Origin of the sequence: Faecalibacterium sp. BCRC 81149 (genome assembly GCF_022750605.1) — a bacterium.
Classification (GTDB): Bacteria; Bacillota; Clostridia; order Oscillospirales; family Ruminococcaceae; genus Faecalibacterium; species Faecalibacterium duncaniae.
On the sequence record NZ_QXJA01000005.1, the window covers coordinates 129812 to 152999 of the forward strand.

Sequence of the window (23188 nt, forward strand, 5' to 3'; positions counted from 1 at the left end):
AATCAAACAGGCAGGTGATACAATTGAAGCAGGCAAATCATGCGCCGCAGTCCTTGTGGCGCAGGCGGCTGCCCGGCTATGCGGCCATGGGTGCGGCAACGCTTGCCATGGCGCTTGGCCTTGGCGGGCTGATGCACAGCCGCACCACGGTGGCCGGAACGGCCCTGCCGCTGGCAGATGCCGACGCTGCCACCTATGGTGTGAGCGCGGTGTACCAGCTGGATGACACCACGTATTATGTGGTGGGCAGCAAGCAGGGCTTCCAGAGCGAGGTGCAGGCCGGTGTGACGCTGGACCGCGACGGCAATGTGCTGGATGTGAAGATCCTGGCACAGGCCGAGACCGACAGCCTGGGTGCCCAGTGTGAGAACCCGGAGTTCACGGCCCAGTACCAGGGCGCAGCTCCCTTCACGCTGGCAGGCAAGCGCTACACTGTGACCGACCCGGCCACCGGCACGGCTTTTGCTGCCGCAGGTAGCGCCGAGACCGACGCTGCCCCCGCTGAGGCCTTCGACCCCGCCGCATGGCGTGCGGGCGATACCTCCCCGGAGGCTGAGGCTACCCGGAAAATGTATGAAGCCGGGCTGACCCTCTCGGCCCTGAACGGCCAGCCGATGGACGATGCGCTCATCCCCCCGATGGACAACAGTGCTGAGGCTGTGGCACGGCGCAAGCTGTACGCGGCGTGTCTGAGCAAGAGCGCGCAGGACGGCGAGGAACAGGCAGTGCCTTATGCAGACTGGTCCGCTGAAAAGCAGGCCGAGTACAAGCTGCAGGCCGCTGATCTGACCACCCAGGGCAGTGCGGCCGACACGGTCAGCGCTGACATGACCCAGGTGGATGCGCTTTCCGGTGCAACCATTACGTCCACGGCGGTCACGGACATCGTCAACAATTCTTATTTCTATGTAACCGAGGTGCTCTGCGCAGAGTGACCTCACGGAGGAATGGAAACCTATGGCAAAAACTGATTTTCTGACGGCTGACATGACCCGCCGTCAATTTATGAAGATCTCGGGCAAGAGCCTTGCAGGACTCACCCTTTCCGCATCTATGCTGTCCCTCTTCGGCTGCTCTCAGAAGCAGGTGGATGCCGGTGCTGTGGCGACCTGGGCACTGCCCCAGGGTCTGCTGGTGGTCAACGCTGACCTGTGCACCGGCTGCCAGCGGTGCGAGATCAACTGCACCCTGACCAACGACGGCGTGTGCTCTTCCTACATCAGCCGCGTCAAGATCCAGCGCCGCCTGAATCTGGACGGCGACGGTAACGGTCTGCTGTCCGGCACCGACAACTGCTTTGTCTACTTCCCGGATACCTGCCGCCAGTGTGAGGATCCCGCCTGCGGCAATGCATGCCCCCAGAAGGCCATTATCACCAATGAGCAGGGCATCCGCGTGGTCGATACCGACAAGTGCATCGGCTGCGGTGCCTGCGTGGAGGCCTGCCCCTGGCACATGCCCACCGTCAACCCCGAGACCGGCAAGTCCTCCAAGTGCATCGCCTGCGGTGCCTGCGTGGCGGGCTGCCCGTCCGGCGCTCTGTCCATCGTGGACTGGGATGCCGTTACCAGCGCAGCACAGGCTGCTTACAAGGACCTGTAAGGAGGAACAACAATGGCTGAAACCTATGGCTGGGCAGGCAAGATCCTGCGCGTCAACCTGACTACCGGTGAGATCACCACCCAGGACGACGCAAAATACCATAAATATATCGGCGGTATGGGCATGGCCTACCGCATTATGTACGAGGAAGCTCCCATGGAGCTGGACCCCTATGACGAGAAGGCTCTGGTCATCTTTGGTGTCGGCCCCCTGACCGGTGCCGGCGTGCCCTGCTCCGGCCGTATGAACGTGACCTTCCGTTCTACCTGGTCCAAGGGCCACTCCATCATCGATGCACACATGGGCGGCCACATCGGCTCCATGCTGAAGTATGCCGGTTACGACGGCATCGTTGTCAGCGGCATCTCCGAAAAGCCCGTCTACCTGCGCATCGAGGACGGCGAGGTCTCTCTGGAGGACGCAAGCGAGATCTGGGGCAAGGGTACCTTTGCTTCCAACAAGTGGATGGTGGAGCAGAACGGCCGTGAGTTCGAGACTGCTTCCATCGGCCCCGCCGGTGAGAACCTGGTGGATTACTCCACCCTGAACACCAGCTTCGGCAACTCCGGCGGTGCCGGTCTGGGCGCTGCCATGGGCAACAAGAAGCTGAAGGGCCTGGCCATCCGCGGCACCGGCAGCGTCAAGGTGGCTGACCCCAAGAAGGTGCTGGAGCTGTCCAACTACATGATGGGCAACCTGATCGGCGGCAACAACAACCACAACGTGCCCGCACAGCCCCAGAGCTGGGCAGAGTACAGCGCCACCTCCGGCAAGAACCGCTGGTCCGGCGCTCCCGGCCGTATGTGGAAGAAGGCTCCCGGCGGCCCCGTGGATACCGGCGAGCAGCCCTACAACGATATCAACAAGGTGGCTCTGCGCTGCTTCAAGGGCTACTTCGACTTCGGCGCTCCGGCTGCCGAGTACACCGTGAAGAACGGCGGCTGCTCCTCCTGCCCCATCCGCTGCTACACTGAGTACGATGTGGATCCGCTGGCCGATTACGACCTGCCCACCCACAACTCCAACACCTGTATGCCCGTGCTGTACGGCACCCGCGTCTATCCGGACGGCGTGCACGATTTCAAGTACGAGGGCGACGGCACCATGGTCATCAACCTGGCATGGTCTCATGCTGTGGACGATATGGGCCTGTGGGACAACTACGGCAACCTGAACCGCGACCTGCTGTGGATCCTGCGGATGCCCCGCGAAGAGGCCACCAAGTACATCAGCGAGGCTGAGTACGACTCTCTGCCCTGGGAGTGGGAGAAGGCCGGCGATCCCCGCTGGGAGGTGGAGCTGATCCGCCGCATGGCTTACGGTGAGGGCGACCTGTCCGTGATCGCCAAGGGCACCCTGGCCATGATGGAGAAGTTCGGCCTGCCCAAGAGCTGGCTGGACCGCAACGATGGTGCCACCAACTCCAACCTGATCTACAACGGCTTCCCCAACCACCACGGCCCTGCTGAGGCATGGCAGGTTGGTATGCTGTACAACCTCGTCTACAACCGCGACTGCATGATCCACGAGATCGTCTGCGAGACCGGCTCCGGTGCTCCCTATGAGGTGACCAAGAAGGTCATGGAGGACTTCTTCGGCGAGGGCTGCTACGATAAGGCCAAGGCCTACACTCCCATCAACGAGAACAAGGCAAAGCTGGCTGCATACTGCGTCAACGACAAGAACTTCCACGACTCCGCCACCCTGTGCAACTGGATGTGGCCCATGACCCAGTCTCCCTCCAAGGAGCGCGAGTACCACGGCGACCTGGATCTGCAGGCAGACTTTATGACTGCTGTTACCGGCGAGACTTATACCCAGGCCGATCTGCAGGAGGACGGTGCCCGCATTACCCAGATGCTGCGCGCGATGACCGCCATCAGCTTCCAGCAGAACTGCGGCAGCGCAAACCTGCGTCAGGAGCACGATGCCATCTGTGATTGGGTGTTCGATAAGGACCCCGACTTCAAGGCATTCGAGGAAGGCACCACCAAGCTGGACCGCGCCGACATGGAGAAGGCAAAGGATCTGTTCTACGACATCTTCGGCTGGGACCGCACCACCGGTGTGCCCACCCGCGAGACGCTGGAGAAGTATGATCTGGCTGACATGGCCGATGATCTGGAAAAGCGCGGCATCTACGCCCAGAACACCGCAGCAGCTGAATAAATCCCATAGAAAGAGGAACGATCGTCATGTTGTTTGGCAGACGTAAACCCGGCTACACCACCACTGTGGACAGCAGCGTGGACCCGGAGCAGGCCGTTCTGGACCTGCAGAAGGCAGAGCTGGCCGCCAAGAAAAAGCCCAAGGCAGAGGTGTTCGACATCAATGCCGCCAGCGAGACGGCCCGCCGCCTGAAGGAAACGGGCAGCAGCTTTGACGGCAGCGCCGCCAAGACCGGCGAGGATGTGATTGCCGCCGTGGAGCGGGAGACCGCAGAGCTTGCAGCAATGCAGGCTGCCGGGGCCGCACCCGAAGCCGCCGAAACTGTGCAGGACGAGGCCGCAAAGCCTCAGCTGCTGGATTTTCTGGCCGGCGAGCCAGAGGCTGAAAACGATCCCTTTGCGGATCAGCCCACCCAGACCGCGCCGGAGCTGCCGGAGCTGACCCCCGCGCAGGAGCTGGCCGGTTACATCCGTTCCCGCAGCGCCGCCGCGCTTGTCACGCCCCACGCACTGCTGGTCAGTGAGGTGGAGAACGCCGACGAGCTGCTGGCTCAGATGCCGCAGGACCCCCAGTGTGAGGATATCGTTGTCCGTGCAGGCGCAAAGGATACCTACTATTACTCCAACGCCAACATGAGCGACAACTACGCCATGATCGCCCAGCTCATTGAGGACAAAGACCTCTGTGTCATGTTTGCTGAGATGGTGCGCTTCAACGCACGGGTCTACCCCAGTGCTACCCCGCTGAAGTACTTCCAGCGCTCCCCCTACGGCCTTGCGCCGGAGGAGATCGAGCAGACCTGGAAGACCATGCAGGGCAGGCCGGAGTTTGCCGACATCGAAGAGCTGACCAACAATCAGAACGAGCGGTTCCTCTTCTCCACCCAGCACCTCACCCGCCGCTATGCAAAAGCCATCAGCGACGTGGATGATTTCTGCGACTAAAAGATCATACACAATTGAATAGGGTACAAGAGCTTCTTTGAGCAAGGCTGTCTAAACCCCGCAGGGGGCAGGACACCGCGCCGCAATGCTAAGGGCCAACGCCGGCATTCAAGGGTGGCAGGGGAAACCCGGCCGCCTTCCCGCAGAAGAAACGCTGCAATTTGAAAAAAAGAACTCCTCCCATCCACCGTTCCGGAGCGTTGCCTCCTTCCCGTTGCTGCAACAGCGGAAAAGGAAGCGGCTCCCTCGGCGTGGCGGCCTGCAGGCTGCCGCTCCGGGCCATGTTCGGTTTTTTGCGGGGGCGTTTTGATTTTCGGTCAGAACGTCTCCGCTTTTTTTCACCTGCCGATCGAAAAGAGATCTCCCCGGGAGTTTGTCCGGGCCATAGCGGGCAAACTGTGCCCCGGGGAGCGATGGAGGATTTTTGCAATGAAACAGCCTTTTTGCACGCCAGCCCAGGCCCTGCGCCGGGTGCTGGATGCTGCTGCGGCTCTCCCGGTGCCTGCCACGGAGCGGGTGCCGCTGGATGATGCCTGTGGGCGGATCGCAGCCCGGGACCTGTGTGCCCGGATGGATCAGCCCCCTTTTGACCGGAGCCCTCTGGATGGCTATGCCCTTCACAGTGCCGACACGGCCGGGGCGGGGGAGAAGACCCCTGTCACCCTGCCGGTGGTGATGAAGCTCTACGCCGGGGATGCCCCCGCCGCTGCCCTGCCTGCCGGGTGTGCCGCCCGGATTATGACCGGTGCACCCCTGCCCCCGGGCGCGGACTGCGTTCTGATGCAGGAGCTGACCGACAGCGGGGAGGAGCAAGTGCGCATTTACGCCCGGCTCCAGCCCAACGCCAATGTGGTGTTCCGGGGTGAGGACATCGCCGCCGGTGCCCCCATTGCCGCCGCCGGAACTGTGCTGACCCCGGCGCACATCGGTGTGCTGGCCGGTCAGGGCATCCCGGATGCCGAGGTCTTCCGCCCCCTGACCGTGGGCGTGCTTGCTACCGGCAGTGAGCTGCTGGAAGCGGGTGAGGCCTGGGCTCCCGGCAAGATCTACGATGCCAACGGGATCCAGAATGCCGCCCGCCTGCGGCAGCTGGGCTTTGCCGTGGAGCGCACCCACTGCTCGGATGACCCGGAGGAGATCGCCGCCCGGATGAAAGAACTGCTCACCCGGTGTGATGCGGTGATCACCAGCGGCGGTGTTTCGGTGGGGCAGAAGGATTACCTGCCCACGGTGCTGGAAATGCTGCACGCGGAGCCTGTTTTTGCCGGGGTAGCCCAGAAGCCCGGCAGCCCCATGATCGCTGCACAGGTGGGAGAAAAGCTGGTGTTCTGCCTGTCCGGCAATCCCTTTGCCGCTGCTGCCACGCTGGAGCAGTATGCCGTTCCGGCCTTGCTGCGGGCCGCAGGGCGGCGGGAAGAGGACTGCATCCCGGTGCACACCCGGGGCAGGCTGACCACCGGCTTTTCCAAGCCCAGCAAGGGAACCCGCTTTCTGCGGGCCAGAGCGCTGGGCGGCCTGGTGGAGATCCCCGGCGAGGGCAACGCGGAGGCGCATTCCTCGGGCAGTCTGTCGGCCATGATGGGCTGCAACTGCCTGGTGGAGCTGCCTGCGGGCAGCGGCCCGGTGGCTCCGGGCGAAGAAGTGGAGGTACTGAACTTTGTACAGTGAAAAGAAACAGGCGCTTGCTGCCGAGCTGAGCCTGAAACGCCCGGCTGTGCTGGCCGTGAGCGGTGCGCACAACAGCGGCAAAACGACGTTATTGGAAAAACTCATCCCCCTGCTGCGGGCACGGGGCCTGAAGGTGGGTGTCATCAAGCATGACGGCCACGATTTCACCCCAGACGTGCCGGGCACCGACAGCTTCCGCCTGCGGGAGGCCGGGGCCGAGGGCGTGGCGGTCTTTTCGGGCAGCCGCTACCTGCTGACGGAGGAATTCCGCCTGAACGAGCAGGATCTGCTGGCCCTGTTTGAGCGCCACGGCTATGATCTGGTGCTGATGGAGGGCTTCAAGGAGAGCGGCTGGCCCAAGATCGAGGTGGTGCGCAAGGCTGTCTCGGAGGAGCCTGTTTCCTTTGAGCCGCTGGCCATCGTGGGGGATGTTCCGGGCGCGGATTTTGCGCTGGACGAGCCCGCAGCGCTGGCCGACTGGATCGCTGCACAGATGCCTGCATTGTAACAGGGGGAGGAAGAAACCATGAAACTGATCCGTACCGAAGACGCGGCAGGGCAGGTGCTCTGCCACGATATCACCCAGATCATCCCGGGTGAATTCAAGGGGGCCCGCTTCAAAAAGGGCCACATCATTCAGCCCGAGGATATTCCGGTGCTGCTGAGCATCGGCAAGGAAAACCTCTATGTCTGGGAGAAAAAGCCCGGCATCCTCCACGAGGACGAAGCTGCCGCCCTGCTCTACAAGGCCGCTGCCGGTCAGAATATCCACGGCACCGAGCCCCGGGAGGGCAAGATCGAACTGATCGCCGACTGCGACGGTTTGCTCAAGATCGACCGCAGGGCCCTGCTGGCAGTGAACAGCACCCCCCAGATGATGATCGCCACGATCCACGGCGACCTGCCTGTGAAAAAGGGAGCCAAGCTGGCTGGTACCCGCATCATCCCGCTGGTCATTGAGCAGGAGAAGATGGAGGCCATGCAGGCTGCTGCCGGGCCGAAGCCCATCCTGAACGTGCTGCCCTTCCACCAGAAGAAGTTTGCCGTTATCAACACCGGCAGCGAGGTGTTCAAGGGCCGTATTGAGGACAAGTTTACTCCCATCCTCGAGCAAAAGCTGGCGGTGTATGGCTGTGAGATGGCCTTCCACAAGGTCTGCGACGATGACCCGGCGGGCATTACGGCCGCCATTCTGGAAGCAAAGGCCGCAGGCTGTGAGCTGATCTTTACCACCGGCGGCATGAGCGTGGACCCGGACGACCGCACCCCGCTGGCCATCAGGAACACCGGGGCTGAAATTATTACCTACGGCGCGCCCGTGCTGCCCGGTGCCATGTTCCTGGTCAGCTATCTGGACGGTGTGCCGGTCTGCGGCCTGCCCGGCTGTGTGATGTACGCCAAGCGCACCATTTTTGACCTGCTGCTGCCCCGCCTGCTGGCCGATGACCCCATTACCGCCGAGGATATCGCCCGTCTGGGCGAGGGCGGCCTCTGCCTGGGCTGCGCCGAGTGCCACTGGCCCAATTGCGGCTTCGGACACTGCTGAAACCCTCTCAGCCAAAGCCTTTCGGCTTTGCCAGCTCCCCCGAAGGGGGAGCTTAACTAAGGTGAAAAAAATATGAGTGAAAATAATCTGACACATTTTGATGCCGCCGGAAACGCCGTGATGGTGGACGTGAGCGAAAAGCCCGTCACGGCCCGGGAGGCCACGGCCCACGGTATCATTACCATGAATGCGGAAGCCTTTGCCGCCGTGGAGAGCGGTACCGTGAAAAAAGGCGATGTGCTGGGCGTGGCCCGGGTGGCCGGCATTATGGCCACCAAGCGCACCAGCGAGCTGATCCCCCTGTGCCACCCGCTGCCGCTGACCAAGGTGCAGATCGAGTTTGACCTGCTGCCCGAGCGCCGGGCTGTGGAAGCACGCTGTACGGTCAAGACCAGCGGGGTGACCGGCGTGGAGATGGAGGCCCTGACCGGCGTTTCCACCGCCCTGCTCACCATTTATGACATGTGCAAGGCCGTGGATAAGGGCATGGAGCTGGGCGAGATCCATCTGGTGGAAAAGACCGGCGGCAAGAGCGGACATTATATCCGGGCGGAGGGCGGCTATGTTTGATTCCAAGGGCCGCAATATCCATTATCTCCGCCTTTCCGTGACCGACCTGTGCAACCTGCGCTGCCGCTACTGTATGCCGGATGGCGTGGACAAGCTGGAACGGGAGGATATCCTGACCTACGAAGAATTCCTGCGCCTTGCCGCCCTGTTTGCCCGGTGCGGGGTGGATACCGTGCGGGTCACCGGCGGCGAACCGCTGGTGCGCAAGGGCGTGGAGCAGCTGGTCAAGGGGCTGAAAGCCATCCCCGGCATCCGGAAGGTCACCATGACCACCAACGCCGTCCTGTTGGAACAGCAGCTGCCCGCCCTGCTGGAGGCCGGGCTGGACAGCGTGAACATCAGTCTGGATACGCTGGACCCCGCCCTGTTTGCAAAGATCACGGCCCGGGATGAATTTGCCGCCGTGCAGGCGGGCATCCATGCCGCGCTGGAAAGCGGCATCCCGGTCAAGCTGAACTGCGTGCCCCAGGTGGGCGTAAACGAGGGTGAGCTGGAAGCGCTGGCCGCTCTGGCACAGGACAAGCCCCTGCAGGTGCGGTTCATCGAGATGATGCCCATCGGCTACGGGGCGGCCATGCCCTGTATCTCCGGCCCGGAACTACTGACCCGCTTCCGCAGGCGCTGGCCGGAGCTGGCCCCGCTGCCCGGGGCAGCATGTGCCGCGCTGGGCGACGGCCCGGCGGTCTATTACACTGTGCCGGGCTGGAAAGGGGACATCGGCTTCATTGCCGCTGTCCACGGTAAGTTCTGCGCCTCCTGCAACCGGGTGCGGCTGACCAGTCAGGGCTTTTTGCGCCCCTGCCTTGCCAGTGAGACCGGATGTGACCTGAAAGCCCTGCTGCGCAGTGGCGCGTCTGACGAGGAGCTGCTGACTGCCATCCGTACCACCATCTGGGAAAAGCCCCAGGAACATCATTTTGAATTGAAACAGGACATCCCCGCGACCAGGGGCATGTACCGAATTGGAGGATAAATCTATGGGAAAACTTCTGGCGATCTGCACCAGCCCCCAGCGGGGCACGGTCAAGACCGAAGTGGAAAGCGCACGCCTGACCCCGGAATGGGGCATTGAGACCGATGCCCACGGCGGGAACTGGCACCGTCAGGTCAGCCTGCTGAGTGCAGAAAAGATCGAGAACTTCCGCAAGAAGATCTGGGTGGACTATGGTGCCTTTGGCGAGAATCTGGTGGTGGAGGGCTACGATTTCCGCAATCTGCCCGTGACCAGCCGCTTCGCCATCGGGGACGTGGTGCTGGAAATGACTCAGATCGGCAAAGAGTGCCACAACGACTGCGTCATCAAGCAGAAGACCGGCGAGTGCATCATGCCCCGGGAGGGCGTGTTTGCCCGGGTGCTGCAGGGTGGCGAGATCCACGTGGGGGACGAGGTGACCCTGCTGCCCCCGCCGGAAAACCCGCCCCTGCGCGCTGCCGTCATCACCCTTTCCGACAAGGGCAGCCGGGGTGAGCGGGAGGACAAGAGCGGCCCCCTGATCGTGGAGATGCTCACCGCTGCAGGCTATCAGGTGGAGGAGACCATGATCCTGCCCGATGAGGCAAAGGCCCTGAAAGCACAGCTCATCCGGCTGGCCGATGGCCGTCAGGTCAACCTGATCCTGACCACCGGCGGCACCGGCTTTGCCCCCCGGGATATCACCCCGGAAGCCACCTATGCCGTAGCGGACCGCAACGCCCCCGGCATTGCTGAGGCCATGCGTTACCACAGCCTGAGCATCACCCCGCGCGGAATGCTCAGCCGTGCCGCCAGTGTGCTGCGGGGCAAGACCCTCATCGTCAACCTGCCCGGCAGCCCCAAGGCCGTGAAGGAGAATCTGGAGTACATCCTGCCCAGCCTGGAGCACGGGGTACGCATTGCCGCCGGGCTGGACGGCGAGTGCGCCCGCAAATAAGTCTGTTTCACCGCCGCGGCGCTGCTTTTGGTGCCGGGCGTAAAAATAAAAGTACAACAAAAGCATACCCACTGTAAGGAGCAAGACTATGAAAACTATGATCTCCCGCCGCGGCTTCCTGTGCGCTGCCGGCATCGCATCCGCATCTGCTGTTCTGACCGCCTGCGGCGGCTCCTCCAGCAGCACTGCATCTTCCACCGCATCCTCCGCTGCCGCCTCCTCTGAGGCTGCCTCCGGCGAGAGCGTGGAGCTGATCGTTTTTGCTGCCGCCTCCCTGACCGAGACCCTGAACGCCATTGCCGAGACCTACTCCGCAGAGAACCCCGGCGTGACCTTCAGCTTCAACTTTGACTCTTCCGGAACCCTCAAGACCCAGATCCAGGAGGGTGCGGACTGCGACCTGTTCCTCTCCGCCGGTCAGAAGCAGATGAACCAGCTGGACAGCACCGCTTCCGCTGAGGGGAACACCGAGGGCCTGGACTTTGTGGATGCCGAAAGCCGTGTGGATCTGCTGGAGAACAAGGTCGTGCTCTGTGTACCCGAGGGCAGCGACAAGGGGATCGACAGCTTCGACAGCCTGGCTGAGCACCTGAAGGCAGAGGATATCCTGTTCTGCATGGGCAACAGCGATGTGCCCGTGGGTCAGTACACCCAGAAGATCCTGGCTTACTATGATCTGGATGAGGCAGCTCTGGCTGCTGCCGGTGTCATTACCTACGGCTCCAACGTCAAGGAAGTCACCACCCAGGTCAGCGAGGCCAGCGTGGATGCCGGTGTCGTTTACTGCACCGATGCGTACAGCGCCGGTCTGACCCCCGTGGACGAGGCCACCAAGGAGATGTGCGGCCAGGTCATCTACCCCGCCGCTGTGATGAAGAATGCCCTCCATGCCGAGGCTGCCAAGGAGTTCCTGGCTTACCTGCGCACCGACAAGGCTGCGACCGTGTTCGAGAGCGTCGGCTTCACCGCACTGTAAGCATCCGCTGGGGGGATGGTATGGACTGGTATCCCTTATGGAACAGCCTGCGCATTGCGCTGATCAGCTGCGCGGCAGTGTTCTTTTTAGGCATCTTTGCGGCCTACTACATTGCAAAGCTCCCGCGCGTGCTCAAGGGCGTGCTGGACGTGGTGCTCACCCTGCCCATGGTGCTGCCGCCCACGGTCGTGGGATATTTCCTGCTGCTGCTGTTCGGCGCAAAAAGGCCGCTGGGCATCTTTTTCATGGAACATTTCGGCGTGAAGCTGGTGATGAACTGGTACAGCGCCATTTTTGCTTCCATCGTGGTGGCCTTTCCGCTGATGTACCGCACGGCCCGCGGTGCCTTTGAGAGTTTTGACGAAACGCTGGCCTGGTCGGCACAGACGCTGGGACTTTCCAACACCTGGATCTTCTGGCGGGTGCGGATGCCCTGCTGCCGTCAGGGCATTCTGGCCGGTACGGTGCTGGCCTTTGCCCGTGCGCTGGGCGAATATGGTGCCACCAGCATGATCGCAGGCTACACGCCGGGCAAGACGGCCACCATTGCAACCACGGTCTACCAGCTCTGGCGCACCAACGATGAAGCCGGGGCCATGCAGTGGGTGCTGGTGGATATCGTTATCTCGGCGGTGGTGCTGCTGGCAGTGAACCTGCTGGAACGCAGGCAGAAGCAGGGAGGAAAGCGCACATGAGCCTGGAAGTAAATGTGACCAAGCGGTTTGATGGTTTTACCCTGCACGCTGCGTTCACGGCAGGGGACACTGCCACCGCCCTTCTGGGCGCGTCCGGCTGCGGCAAAAGCATGACCCTGCGCTGCATTGCAGGCATCGTCCGGCCGGACGAGGGGCGCATCGTGCTGGATGGCCGGGTGCTGTTCGACAGCGCTCAGGGCATCGACCTGCCGCCCCAGCAGCGCAATGTGGGCCTGCTGTTCCAGAACTACGCCCTGTTCCCCAACATGACCGTGGAGCAGAATATCCTCTGTGCCCTGAAGAAGGAAAAGGACCCTGCCGCCCGCAGGGCCGCCTGTGCCGAGGCATTGCGGGCCATGCGGCTGGAGGAACTGGCCAAGCGCCTGCCCGGCGCGCTTTCGGGCGGGCAGCAGCAGCGTGCCGCCCTGGCCCGCATCCTGGCGGCCAAACCCCGCATCCTGATGCTGGACGAGCCGTTCAGTGCGCTGGACAGCTATCTGCGCGAGGAGGTAGAGGGGGAAGTGGGCAGCCTGCTGGCCGGGTTTGCGGGCACGGCCCTGCTGGTGACCCACAACCGGGACGAGGCCTACCGCCTGTGCAGGGAGATGATCGTGATGGACAGCGGCGAGGTGCTCCGGGCAGGCACGACCAGGGAGGTCTTTGCCGACCCCCGCACCCGTGCCGCCGCCCGCCTGACCGGCTGCAAGAACATTCTGCCCTGCACCCGGGTGGGGGAGCATACCGTTCATCTGGCGGGCTGGGAACAGCCGCTGACCGTGGCTCTGCCGGTGCCCGAGGGCTGCCGCGCCGTGGGCATCCGCGCCCATGATCTTGCACCCTGCGCTCCCGGCACCCCCAACAGCCTGCCGGTGCAGGCTGTCTCCACCAGTGAGAATCCCTTTGACTGGAATATGATCTTCACCCTGCCCGGCGGTGAGGTCCGCCTGTGGTGGAAGGTGTCCAAGGAGACAATGGCGGCCCCGCCGCCAAAAGCACCCGCCTGCCTTGCTGCCGCCCCGGAAAATATCATGCCGCTGGTCTGAGGCAAAAGAATCGCTCTCTCCCTGCTCCCGAAACAGAAATACGGAGCAGGGAGAATTTTTTTGAAAAAAGTACTTGACTTTATCAAGTAATGCGATTATACTAGACCTTGTCAAGTAAAGGAGATGCAAAGAGTGATCCAATCGACCATATCCTTCTACGTGATGGAGTTTTACAAGCAGTTCGCAGCCTACACCACCCAGCAGCTGCAGGAGTTTGGCCTGAGCTTTGGCATGATGTATTTTGTGATCTACGTGGGCAAACATCCCGGCTGCACCCCGGCTGAGATGACCAAAAACCTGCACCTGGACTGGGGCCACTGCCAGCGCAGCGTGATCAAGCTGGTGGAAGATGGCTTTATGACCCGGGAAAAGCAGGGCCGCAGTTATCATTTGGGGCTGACCCCGGCGGGTGAGAGAGCATTCCGGACCTGCCACCAGGTATTTTTCGATTGGGATGCACAAAATCTGAGCGGGCTGACCGAAGAGGAACAGCACCAGCTCCTGAGCCTGCTGCAAAAGGCAGCACGGACGAGAAAAGAGAGTGTGTAACATGTACGACACCATCCTGAGCCCCATTGATTACGGTGGATTGCAGCTGAAGAACCGCATCATCTTTGCCCCCACCACCTTCGGCCTTTCGGACGAGGAATATCTGGCAGAGATGGAGCGGCTGGCCAAGGGCGGCTGCGCCATGATCATCATCGGCGACGTGCCGGTGGCCAAGAGCCGGTTTGAGAAGTCCCTGTTTGACAAAAAGGGCTTTGCCTTCTATCAGCAGATCTGCGAGACTGCCCACAAGTACGGCTGCAAGGTCTGCGCCCAGCTCCACCAGACCGATACCGACATGATGTCCATCATCAAGTGCATCCCGGGGATGCTGATGAAAAAGATCACCCCCGACCAGCTGCGGGAGCGGATGAACGATGCCGTGGGCCCCTACATCACCAAGATGTCCCAGAAAAAGATCCATCAGATCATCGATGGCTTTGGTAAGGCCGCTGTGCTGGCAAAGCAGGCGGGCTTTGACATGGTGCAGGTGCACGGCGACCGGATGTGCGGCAGCTTCTCTTCCGCCATCTTCAACCACCGCACCGATGAATACGGCGGCAGTGCCGAGCGCCGCGCCCGCTTTGCCGTGGAAGCTGTCAAGGCAGTGCACGCCGCTGTGCCCGGCATGGCCATTGACTACAAGCTGGCTGTCCGGCAGGAGAACCCCCATTACGGCAACGCCGGTGTGGTGGAGGAGGAACTGGCCGTGTTCGTGCCCCTGCTGGTGCAGGCAGGCGTGACCAGCTTCCATGTGACACTGGCCAACCACTCTGCGCTGGAAAACACCATCCCGCCGGCCAGCCACCCCGAGTTCAAGGAGACCGGCTGCTTCCTCAAGTTCTGCGATGAGGTGCGCCGGTATACCAGTGTGCCGCTCTGCGGTGTGGGCGGCCTGAACGACCCCGATTTTGTGGAGCAGCAGCTTGCCAGCGGCCGCATCCAGTGTGCGGCAATGTGCCGCCAGCTGCTGGCCGACCCCAACTGGGTCAACAAACTGCAGAGCGGCAATGCGGCAAAGATCCACCGCTGTGTCCGCTGCAACAAGAAGTGCCTGGGCGGCCTGATCGCCCATCAGGGCACCCGCTGTATCTATGATGCCCTGAACGCAAAAGAACAGGGCAGCATCTGATATCAAAGAGAACAAAGGAGAATGACCATGAGCTACGCCATCGTTTTCAGCAGCAAGACCGGCAACACCCGCCTGCTGGCCGACACCCTTCGCGCAAGCTTGCCCCAGAATGAGTGCACCTACTTCGGAGCACCGGCCCCGGAGGCACTGGAGGCTGAGACCCTTTACATCGGCTTCTGGACGGACAAGGGCCATGCCGATGACACCCTCACCGCCTTTTTGCAGACCCTGAAGGGGAAGCAGGTCTTTTTGTTCGGCACCGCAGGCTTTGGCGGCAGTGCGGAATATTTTGAGCAGATCCTGGCAGCGGTGCAGAAGTCGCTGGATGAGAGCAACACGGTCATTGGAACTTATATGTGCCAGGGCAAGATGCCCATGACCGTGCGCCAGCAGTACGAAAAGATGCTGCAGCAGCCCAACCATGCACCCAACCTCGAGATGCTGATCGAGAATTTTGACAAGGCACTGGCTCACCCGGATGCCGCAGACCTCGACCAGCTGCGCAAAAAGGCGGCAGAGGTGCAGGCATAACGGAAGAACGCTTCAAAAAAGCAGATTTTTTGAGAAGGCTGCTCCAAAACAGTTGACAGGTTCTGCCCGATGTGGTAGGATAATGTCGAGGAAATGGGAACAGTTCCTCAAGGTGAATTGAATATTCTCGGCAAAACAGTCGAAAGGCTGTGACGCAAAGCTACAGGGCCTGTAAAATGGCAGCCAGCTGCTTCTCAAAGAAATCTTTCTTTGGGCGACCTGCTTAGATTTTCTGGGTGTTGTTTTGCTGAGTGTATTGCAGAACAACACCTTTTTTCGTTCTCAAATTTCTTCCCAAAAGAAGAAAGGCACGCAAAACTGAATATCCTCGGCAAAGCAGTCGAAAGGCTGTGACGCAAAGCTATAGGGCCTGTAAAATGGCAGCCAGTTGCTTCTCATCACCTGAGGGTCTCCACAGCGGAGATTGGGTGTTGAGTGACCTTCATCTGAAGCATCAGGTGTCGATTGCCGAGTATACCAGCAATCGACACCTTTTTTCATGGGGCAACACAAAAGAGGTTCAACACCATGCGTAACGCTTCGATGAAAGTCCTGAAGAATCTGGTCTGCTGCGCCGCATTCATCTGCCTGATGTTTGTTCTGGCAATGCCCGCACACGCAGCTTCCAAGGCCGATGAGCTGCTGCAGCTCGTCAACGCAGAGCGTGCACAGGCCGGTGTGGCTCCTCTGAGCATGGGCAGCAGCGCACTGAATGCTGCCGCACAGGCCCGTGCAGAAGAACTTACCGTCAATTACTCCTACAACCGCCCCAATGGCAGCCGTGAGTTCACCATCCTGCCGGAGTACGGTGTGGACGATGTTTCTGTGGGCGAGAACTACTGGGCAGCTGCTGAGGATGCTTCGGATGTGGTCGCCGCCTGGAATCGCTACGATTTCTTCAAGGAGCGGATGCTGGACAAGGATGCCACCTCCGTTGGCATTGGCTACTACGAGGGCGGCGAGTACGGCAATTACTGGGTGATGATCTTCACCTACGCCCGCGGTACCAGTGAGAACGGCTTTGCACAGGAAGTGCTGGCGCTGGTCAACGCTGAGCGTGCAAAGGAAAATCTGGCACCTCTGGCCATGGGCGATGCCAAGCTGCAGGCCGCCGCCGATGAGCGCGCAAAGGAAGTGGCAAAGGTCGCTTCCCACACCCGCCCCGATGGCACCAACTGCTTCACCGTGCTGAAGGAGTACGGCGTGTCTGATACCGCCACCGGCGAGAATGCCGCCTGGGGCGAGACCACGCCCGAAAAGGTCGTTGCAGACTGGATGGCTTCGGAAGGCCACCGTGTCAATATCATGGACCCCGCCGCCAAGTATATGTGCCTTGGCTACAACTACGATGCCAATTCTCAGTGGGGCCACAACTGGATCCAGATTTTCGCAAAGTAAGCGGATGACTTCCATTGAGCGTTGTACGATGAAATAAAACAGAGCAAAAAGAGATGCACCCCGCTCCCTGAACCGGTTTCAGAAAGGCGGGGTGCATCTCTTTTGTTTTTTTATTCTGCTGCCATCTCAGCCACATCCTCGGGGCTGAAGTCGCCCAGGGGCAGGATGAGCCGGCCCAGCGTCTCCTGCGGCAGGGCGGCAAGCCGGGCACTCTCGTCCGCAATTTCGGCAGGGCAGAGGACGTGCACGCCGTCCGCCCCGGTCTCCACCCGGGCGCGGTGGCCGGTGGCAATGTACTGGATGCCCAGCCGGTCAGCCGCCGCCAGCAGGGCGGGGAAGCGCAGGTCGGCCGGGGCAACGGTCTCCTCGGCCAGCTGGCTGGCCAGTTCGCTGGCATTCAGGGTGATGCACTCGATGCCCAGAGCCTTGGCGGCTTCCTTGGCGGCATCCACAACGGGGTCATCGGTGCACAGACGCACCACAGCGCCCATCACCGCAAAGCCCTGCTGCTGTAAAATGCGGACAGCTGCTTTGCAGCCCGTGCCGCCGCACAGGCCCACCAGCACCTTGTCCTGCTGTTCATAGGTATCGAACCCGCTGCCGGGCAGAAATGTATCGCTCATCGTCCCTGTCTCCCTCCGTGTGCCTGACTTTGTGCCACGGCCAGCTGGTCGCAGCGCTCATTTTCCGGGTGGCCTGCATGGCCCTTGACCCAGACATAAGTGATCTTGTGCCGGGCTTCCTGCTCCAATGCCTGTTCCCACAGGTCGGGGTTCAGGGCAGGGGAGCCGTCGGACTTTTTCCAGCCCCGGCGCTTCCAGCCCCTGGCCCAGCCCTTTTCCAGCCCATTGATGACGTACTGGCTGTCAGAGCACAGCCGCACCTCACAGGGCTCCTTGAGCTGGCGCAGGGCCTCGATAAAGGCGGTCAGCTCCATCCGGTTGTTGGTGGTGGAAGCATCGCCGCCGCTGAGCTCTTTTTCGTAGACCTTGCCGTTGAAGCGGTAGCGCAACACTGCACCCCAGCCGCCCGGGCCGGGGTTGCCGCTGCACGCGCCATCGGTGTAAACTTCGACTTGTTTCATCTGTTTCTCCCGGAACTTGAATTTTTGGATACTTCTATTTAGAGCTATTTTTCCGGTTCTGTCAAGAGGAAAACGTATCATCCCCGGCTTTTCCGGCAAAGCTTTGAATTGACAAAGTGGACAAGAAATACTATACTGTTTGTAACAAAATGCGTATAGGGGCGCACCGGTGCGGTGTGTCCGGCCGGAACAGGGCAGTGCCGCGGTCGCATCGAACAGATGGACTGACAGGGCAGAAATTACTCCGTTCCGGCCATCCCAGTGCCGAAAACGGGCATGGAAGCGAAAAATTCTATACGATGGTTTCGATGGGAGCGGCGGTGCGTTTGCTGCTCCTTCACAGCAGACAGGCCGCTCGCAAAGGGGTGTGCCTGCGTTTTGTAATTGATTTTGGAGGTACCGCATGGCACAGGTCAAAGAACAGAACCCGGCTCAGGCTCAGAACAATCCGAACAGAAACAGTGAATCCGGTGGGGAAAAGCGTACCCGCACCCGCCGCCCTTATTATAACCGGCGGCCCCGCCGTACTCAGCAGCCCAAGGAGGCCGCTGTGCCCATCCACATCTACCCGCTGGGCGGTCTGGGTGAAGTGGGCAAGAACATGACCGTGTATGAGTGCAACGGGGATATGATCATTGTGGACTGCGGCCTTGTATTCCCGGACAGTGAGATGTACGGCGTGGACATGGTCATCCCCGACTTTACCTTTGTGGTGCAGAATAAGGACAAGATCAAGGGCCTGCTCATCACCCACGGCCACGAAGACCACATCGGCAGCATTCCCTACCTGCTGCAGAAGTTTGATCTGCCCATCTACGGCACCCGGCTGACCTGCGGCCTCATCCGAAACAAGCTGGAGGAGTTCGGCCTGGCAGGCAAGACCAAGTTCGTGGAGATCACCCCCAAACAGAAGATCAAGCTGGGCTGCTTTACCGTGGAGCCCATCCATGTCAACCACTCCATCCCCGATTCCGTGGCATTTGCCATTGACAGCCCTGCCGGAACGATCATCCAGACCGGCGACTTCAAGATCGATTACACCCCGCTGGCCTGCGGCGTGACCGACCTGACCACCCTTTCGGAGTATGGTCAGAAGGGTGTGCTGGCTCTGCTGAGCGATTCCACCAACGCCGAGCGCCCGGGCTTTACCGCCACGGAGCAGAAGGTGGCCGCCGGTGTCCGCAACCTGTTTGCCCGTGCCCGGAACAAGCGTATCATCATTGCGACCTTTGCGTCCAATATCTACCGCGTCCAGCAGATCATTGATCTGGCCGTGGAGGATGGCCGCAAGGTGGCGTTCAGCGGCCGCAGCATGGTCAATAACACTGCCATGGCGCAGGAGCTGGGTTATATGCACATCCCCGAGGGCACCCTTATCAGCGTGGATGAGCTGAACCAGTACCCGCCGGAGCAGGTGGTGCTGATCACCACCGGCAGCCAGGGCGAGCCCCTGAGCGCTCTTTCCCGCATGGCCTCCTGCAGCCACCGTCAGGTGCGGGTGGGCCCCGGCGACTTCATCATCATCTCCGCCAACCCCATTCCCGGCAACGAGAAGAGCGTGACCAAGATCGTCAACGGTCTGCTCCTGCTGGGCGCGGAGGTCATCTACGAGAGCATGTATGATGTCCATGTTTCCGGCCACGCCTGCCAGGAAGAGCAGAAGCTGATGCTCACCCTGACCAGACCTAAGTATTTCCTGCCCGTGCACGGCGAGTACAAGCAGCTGAAAAAGCATGCCCTGACCGCCGCGTCTCTGGGCATTCCCACCAGCAACATCCTCATTGCCGAAAACGGCTCCAACGTTATCCTGAGCCGGGACGAGATCAAGCTGGGCGAGCCTGTCACCGCCGGTGCTGTGATGGTGGACGGCCTGGGCGTGGGCGATGTGGGCAATGTGGTCCTGCGTGACCGCAAGCATCTCTCTGAGGATGGTCTGGTCATCATTGTGGCCACCGTGGACAGCAAGACCGGCAAGGTGCTGGCGGGGCCTGACCTTGTGAGCCGCGGCTTTGTCTATGTGCGCGAGAACGAGAGCCTGATGGACGGGGCCCAGAGCATTGTGGAAAACGCGCTGGATCGCTGCGTGGAAGAGCATGTGCGCGACTGGAACAGCGTCAAGACCCGGGTGCGTGAGGCGCTGAGCAGCTATATCTACCGCCGCACCAAGCGCAGCCCGATGATCCTCCCCATTCTGATGGAGGTATAAGCCGGAAGCCGCCCCGCCGGGGCAGGCAGACCAGGAGGCAGAAGATTCCATGAAACAAAAACCGAGATGGACGTTAGAAATGCTGATCGCCGCGCTGGCAGTGCTGTGTGCACTGCTGACACTGGCGCTTCTGGTGCAGCGGCCCGCGGGCTGGCCTGCGCTGGCAGTGCTGGTGGTGCTGTGGGGCATCGGCATCTGCGTTTTCCGGTATCAGCTGCGGCGCTGGACCGCCAAGTGGGTGGCTGGCGGCAGCTTTGAAAATTCCAGGACCCAATACAGCCTGGAATCCCTCTCTCAGCCGGCAGCTCTGCTTTCTGGCGAGACGGTGCTGTGGTATAACAGCCGCTTCCGCACGGCGCTGCTGGGCGGCGAGGACCGGCTTGCAGGCAGGGCACAGAAGCTGCTGCCAGGCCTGGACACCGCACAGGCCCGCACCCCGGAGGGGCAGCAGCTCAATCTGGCCGATGGTGTGTGGAATGTGCACAGCAGTACCGTGCCGGGCGGCAGCGAGAGTATGACGCTGCTTGTGTTCAATGAGGAGACCGCCCTGCGCAGGATCGAAACGGAGTACAAGGCCAGCCGCCCGGGGTACATGGTGTTCCTGGTGGATGGCTACGACGATGTATTCAGCGATATGCTGGACAGTGAGCGCGCCCGCCTGCTGGAGGGCATCAACCGGGTGCTGGAGGATATGATCGGCCGGGGCACAGGCTTTCTGCGCCGCGTTGCCAGCGGCCGCTATATCGCCGTGGTGGAAGAGCGCCATCTGGAGCAGTATGCCCAGCGCGGCTACGATGTGCTGGATAAGATCCGTGCTCTGGACCCCAGCGTGAACCTGTCCATCTCCATTGGCATCGGGCGCGGAGCCAAGACCCTGCGGGAAGCCCAGGATATGGCCGTGCAGGCGCTGGATATGGCGCAGGGCCGCGGCGGCGATCAGGCCGCTGAGATGACCCCGGACGGCTTCACCTTTTACGGCGGCGTGAGCCACGGCGTGGAAAAGCGCAGCAAGGTGCGCAGCCGCATCGTGGCCGACCAGCTGGTCAGGCTTGTCAAGGAGGCGGACCATGTGGTCATCATGGGCCACCGGATGAGCGATCTGGATGCCATCGGCGCTGCCGAGGGCGTGCTGCGCATCTGCAAGATCTGCGATGTCCCGGCGGTGATCGCCGTCAGGCGGGATGCCACGCTGGCGGGCAGCCTGATCGATGCCCTGTGCCGGGCCGGGCAGGCGGATGATTTCATCGACCCCAAGGCGGCGCTGCCCATTATCTCCAAGAAAACGCTCTGCGTGGTGGTGGATACATACCAGCTGGGCCTTGTGGAAAGTAAGGAGATCCTGGAAAGGTGCGGCAAGGTGGCCGTTATCGACCACCACCGCAAGGGCGTGGGCTTCATCGAGCACGCAGACCTTGTCTGCCACGAGCCCTATTCCTCCTCGGCCAGTGAGCTGGTCACGGAGCTTTTGCAGTATGTGGGCGACCGGGATGACAAGCCCAGCCGGGTGGAGGCAGAGGGCCTGCTCTCGGGCATTATGCTGGATACCCGGGACTTCACCCTGCACACCGGTGTGCGCACGTTTGAAGCCGCCGCCGCTCTGCGCCGTTACGGTGCGGAGACGGAGCGGGTGCGCCAGCTCTTTGATGTGACCATGGTGGAGTACAACGCCAAGGCAGACCTTGTGGAGGCTGCCCAGATGTACCGCAGCTGTGCCATTTCGGTGAGCGGCGAGGTACCCCCCGAGGCCCGTGTGGCCATTGCGCAGGCTGCCAACGACCTGCTGACCATCCAGAATGTGGAGGCCAGCTTTGTGGCTGTGCAGGTGGGGAACGGCGTGAATATTTCCGCCCGCAGTCTGGGAGCGGTCAATGTTCAGGTCATCATGGAAAGTCTGGGCGGCGGCGGCCACCAGACCATGGCGGCCGCCCAGCTCAAGCATATTACCCCCGAGGCAGCCCGGGCACGCATCCAGACCGCCATTGACCAGTACCGTGAGAGCCAGAAGAAGCCGCTCTCCAAAAATGAACCTGAATCCAGAAAAAAGGAGAAGCAGGGATGAACCATTACGATTATCTCATCGTAGGCGCAGGCCTTTACGGTGCGGTGTTTGCCCAGCAAGCAAAAAAGGCGGGCAAAACATGCCTTGTGATTGATAAGCGCGGCCACATTGCCGGGAATATCTACACCGAGGAAGTGGAGGGCATACAGGTCCACCGCTATGGTGCCCACATCTTCCACACCAGCAGCAAGGCAGTGTGGCAGTATGTGAACCAGTTCGCGGAATTCAACCGCTACACCAACAGCCCCGTTGCCAACTATCACGGCGAGATCTACAATCTGCCCTTCAATATGAACACCTTCAATAAGATGTGGGGGGTGGTGACCCCCGCCGAGGCCAAGGCAAAGATCGAGGAGCAGAAGCGGGAAGCGGGCATCACCGACCCGAAAAATCTTGAGGAGCAGGCCATCAGTCTGGTGGGTACGGACATTTACGAAAAGCTCATCAAGGGCTACACCGGCAAGCAGTGGGGCCGCCCCTGCACCGAACTGCCGGCTTTCATCATCAAACGCCTGCCGGTCCGCTTTACCTACGACAACAACTATTTCAACGCGCTGTATCAGGGCATCCCCGATGGCGGCTATACCGCCATGGTGGAAAAGATGTTGGAGGGCATCGAGGTGCGGCTGAATGTGGATTATCTGGCCGACCGGGAGAACCTGAACGCACTGGCCGACAAGGTGGTCTATACCGGCCCGGTGGATGCCTACTTCGGCTACCGTCTGGGGGCCCTGCAATACCGCAGTGTCCGCTTTGAGACGGAGGTGCTGGACACCGACAACTACCAGGGCAACGCCGTGGTGAACTATACCGATGCCGAGACCCCGTACACCCGCATCATCGAGCATAAGCACTTTGAGTTCGGCACCCAGCCCAAAACGGTGATCAGCCGGGAATACAGCGCCGAGTGGAAGCCGGGCGATGAGCCGTATTATCCCGTCAACGACGAGAAGAACGGTGCCCTGTACGCCCGCTACAAGCAGTTGGCCGATGCCGAGACAAACGTCATTTTCGGCGGCCGGTTGGGCGAGTACAAGTATTATGATATGGATAAGGTGATTGAAGCTGCGCTGGACGTGGCGGGGAAAGAGTTGGCGTGAACTGCTGAT

22 protein-coding genes and 2 riboswitches are annotated in these 23188 nt (G+C 61.2%); of the genes, 20 read left to right on the top strand and 2 right to left on the bottom strand.

All coding sequences use genetic code 11. The features are described 5' to 3' along the window. The first annotated feature begins 14 nt into the window (after positions 1–14). The 17 genes from D3F01_RS07820 (at position 15) to D3F01_RS07900 (ending at position 16730) form a co-directional block, all read left to right on the top strand. Entirely contained in the window at positions 15–935 is a 921-nt protein-coding gene (locus D3F01_RS07820) for an FMN-binding protein (RefSeq protein WP_242887644.1), read from the top strand. Between the two features lie 22 nt (positions 936–957). Continuing rightward, positions 958–1602, top strand: a complete 645-nt coding sequence (locus D3F01_RS07825) for a ferredoxin-like protein (protein ID WP_097770542.1) — start codon at positions 958–960, stop codon at positions 1600–1602. A gap of 12 nt (positions 1603–1614) precedes the next feature. Next, a complete protein-coding gene (locus D3F01_RS07830) occupies positions 1615–3771 on the top strand; it encodes an aldehyde ferredoxin oxidoreductase N-terminal domain-containing protein (RefSeq protein ID WP_117535776.1) in 2157 nt (718 codons plus the stop codon). A 26-nt stretch (positions 3772–3797) separates the two neighbouring features. After that, complete coding sequence (locus tag D3F01_RS07835) at positions 3798–4715, top strand: hypothetical protein (RefSeq protein WP_242887646.1); 918 nt, start codon at positions 3798–3800, stop codon at positions 4713–4715. Positions 4716–5144: 429 nt separating this feature from the next. Further along, positions 5145–6383 (top strand): gephyrin-like molybdotransferase Glp, encoded by a 1239-nt coding sequence (gene glp, locus D3F01_RS07840; RefSeq protein ID WP_117533204.1) that lies wholly within the window; start codon positions 5145–5147, stop codon positions 6381–6383. Next, a complete protein-coding gene (mobB, locus tag D3F01_RS07845) occupies positions 6373–6891 on the top strand; it encodes a molybdopterin-guanine dinucleotide biosynthesis protein B (protein ID WP_005931907.1) in 519 nt (172 codons plus the stop codon). The genes glp and mobB overlap by 11 nt, the downstream gene beginning before the upstream one ends. Positions 6892–6909: 18 nt before the next feature. Further along, on the top strand, positions 6910–7929 hold the full coding sequence (locus D3F01_RS07850; RefSeq protein WP_154277329.1) for a molybdopterin-binding protein: 1020 nt from the start codon (positions 6910–6912) through the stop codon (positions 7927–7929). 72 nt (positions 7930–8001) lie between these two features. Then, the gene (gene moaC, locus D3F01_RS07855) at positions 8002–8499 is read left to right on the top strand and encodes a cyclic pyranopterin monophosphate synthase MoaC (protein ID WP_117504897.1); all 498 of its coding nucleotides are present in this window, start codon (positions 8002–8004) and stop codon (positions 8497–8499) included. Then, positions 8492–9472 (top strand): GTP 3',8-cyclase MoaA, encoded by a 981-nt coding sequence (gene moaA / locus D3F01_RS07860; protein ID WP_242887648.1) that lies wholly within the window; start codon positions 8492–8494, stop codon positions 9470–9472. Before moaC ends, moaA begins: the two co-directional genes overlap by 8 nt. 4 nt (positions 9473–9476) lie before the next feature. Further along, positions 9477–10409: an MOSC domain-containing protein gene (locus tag D3F01_RS07865; RefSeq protein ID WP_097773733.1), complete on the top strand. Its 933-nt coding sequence runs from the start codon at positions 9477–9479 to the stop codon at positions 10407–10409. Positions 10410–10497: 88 nt separating this feature from the next. Beyond that, positions 10498–11385 (top strand): molybdate ABC transporter substrate-binding protein, encoded by an 888-nt coding sequence (gene modA / locus D3F01_RS07870; protein ID WP_242887650.1) that lies wholly within the window; start codon positions 10498–10500, stop codon positions 11383–11385. 20 nt (positions 11386–11405) lie between these two features. Next, a complete protein-coding gene (gene modB / locus D3F01_RS07875; protein ID WP_097770533.1) occupies positions 11406–12080 on the top strand; it encodes a molybdate ABC transporter permease subunit in 675 nt (224 codons plus the stop codon). Then, the gene (locus D3F01_RS07880; RefSeq protein ID WP_242887653.1) at positions 12077–13123 is read left to right on the top strand and encodes an ATP-binding cassette domain-containing protein; all 1047 of its coding nucleotides are present in this window, start codon (positions 12077–12079) and stop codon (positions 13121–13123) included. The genes modB and D3F01_RS07880 overlap by 4 nt, the downstream gene beginning before the upstream one ends. Positions 13124–13246: 123 nt before the next feature. Further along, on the top strand, positions 13247–13672 hold the full coding sequence (gene bilQ, locus D3F01_RS07885) for a bilirubin utilization transcriptional regulator BilQ (protein ID WP_097770531.1): 426 nt from the start codon (positions 13247–13249) through the stop codon (positions 13670–13672). A gap of 1 nt (position 13673) precedes the next feature. Next, positions 13674–14801 (top strand): bilirubin reductase, encoded by a 1128-nt coding sequence (gene bilR, locus D3F01_RS07890; RefSeq protein ID WP_098925126.1) that lies wholly within the window; start codon positions 13674–13676, stop codon positions 14799–14801. Between the two features lie 27 nt (positions 14802–14828). After that, the gene (gene bilS, locus D3F01_RS07895; RefSeq protein ID WP_117476952.1) at positions 14829–15332 is read left to right on the top strand and encodes a flavodoxin family protein BilS; all 504 of its coding nucleotides are present in this window, start codon (positions 14829–14831) and stop codon (positions 15330–15332) included. Between the two features lie 119 nt (positions 15333–15451). Beyond that, positions 15452–15527, top strand: a riboswitch (cyclic di-GMP riboswitch). A gap of 125 nt (positions 15528–15652) precedes the next feature. Beyond that, a riboswitch (cyclic di-GMP riboswitch) is annotated at positions 15653–15728 on the top strand. A gap of 132 nt (positions 15729–15860) precedes the next feature. Continuing rightward, entirely contained in the window at positions 15861–16730 is an 870-nt protein-coding gene (locus D3F01_RS07900) for a CAP domain-containing protein (RefSeq protein ID WP_242887656.1), read from the top strand. Between the two features lie 110 nt (positions 16731–16840). Here D3F01_RS07900 and D3F01_RS07905 read toward each other — a convergent pair whose 3' ends face one another. Further along, a complete protein-coding gene (locus D3F01_RS07905) occupies positions 16841–17353 on the bottom strand; it encodes a hypothetical protein (RefSeq protein ID WP_242887659.1) in 513 nt (170 codons plus the stop codon). Further along, on the bottom strand, positions 17350–17814 hold the full coding sequence (gene rnhA / locus D3F01_RS07910; RefSeq protein ID WP_035393761.1) for a ribonuclease HI: 465 nt from the start codon (positions 17812–17814) through the stop codon (positions 17350–17352). The genes D3F01_RS07905 and rnhA overlap by 4 nt, the downstream gene beginning before the upstream one ends. Positions 17815–18217: 403 nt before the next feature. On the opposite strand from rnhA, the gene D3F01_RS07915 reads away from it, so the two are divergent. From D3F01_RS07915 to glf, 3 genes are read left to right on the top strand one after another with little or no spacing between them, the layout of a single operon-like run. Beyond that, positions 18218–20020 (top strand): ribonuclease J, encoded by a 1803-nt coding sequence (locus D3F01_RS07915; protein ID WP_098925128.1) that lies wholly within the window; start codon positions 18218–18220, stop codon positions 20018–20020. Positions 20021–20069: 49 nt separating this feature from the next. Then, on the top strand, positions 20070–22079 hold the full coding sequence (locus tag D3F01_RS07920) for a DHH family phosphoesterase (protein WP_242700830.1): 2010 nt from the start codon (positions 20070–20072) through the stop codon (positions 22077–22079). Beyond that, the gene (gene glf, locus D3F01_RS07925; protein ID WP_242887662.1) at positions 22076–23179 is read left to right on the top strand and encodes a UDP-galactopyranose mutase; all 1104 of its coding nucleotides are present in this window, start codon (positions 22076–22078) and stop codon (positions 23177–23179) included. Before D3F01_RS07920 ends, glf begins: the two co-directional genes overlap by 4 nt. Positions 23180–23188: the final 9 nt, after the last annotated feature.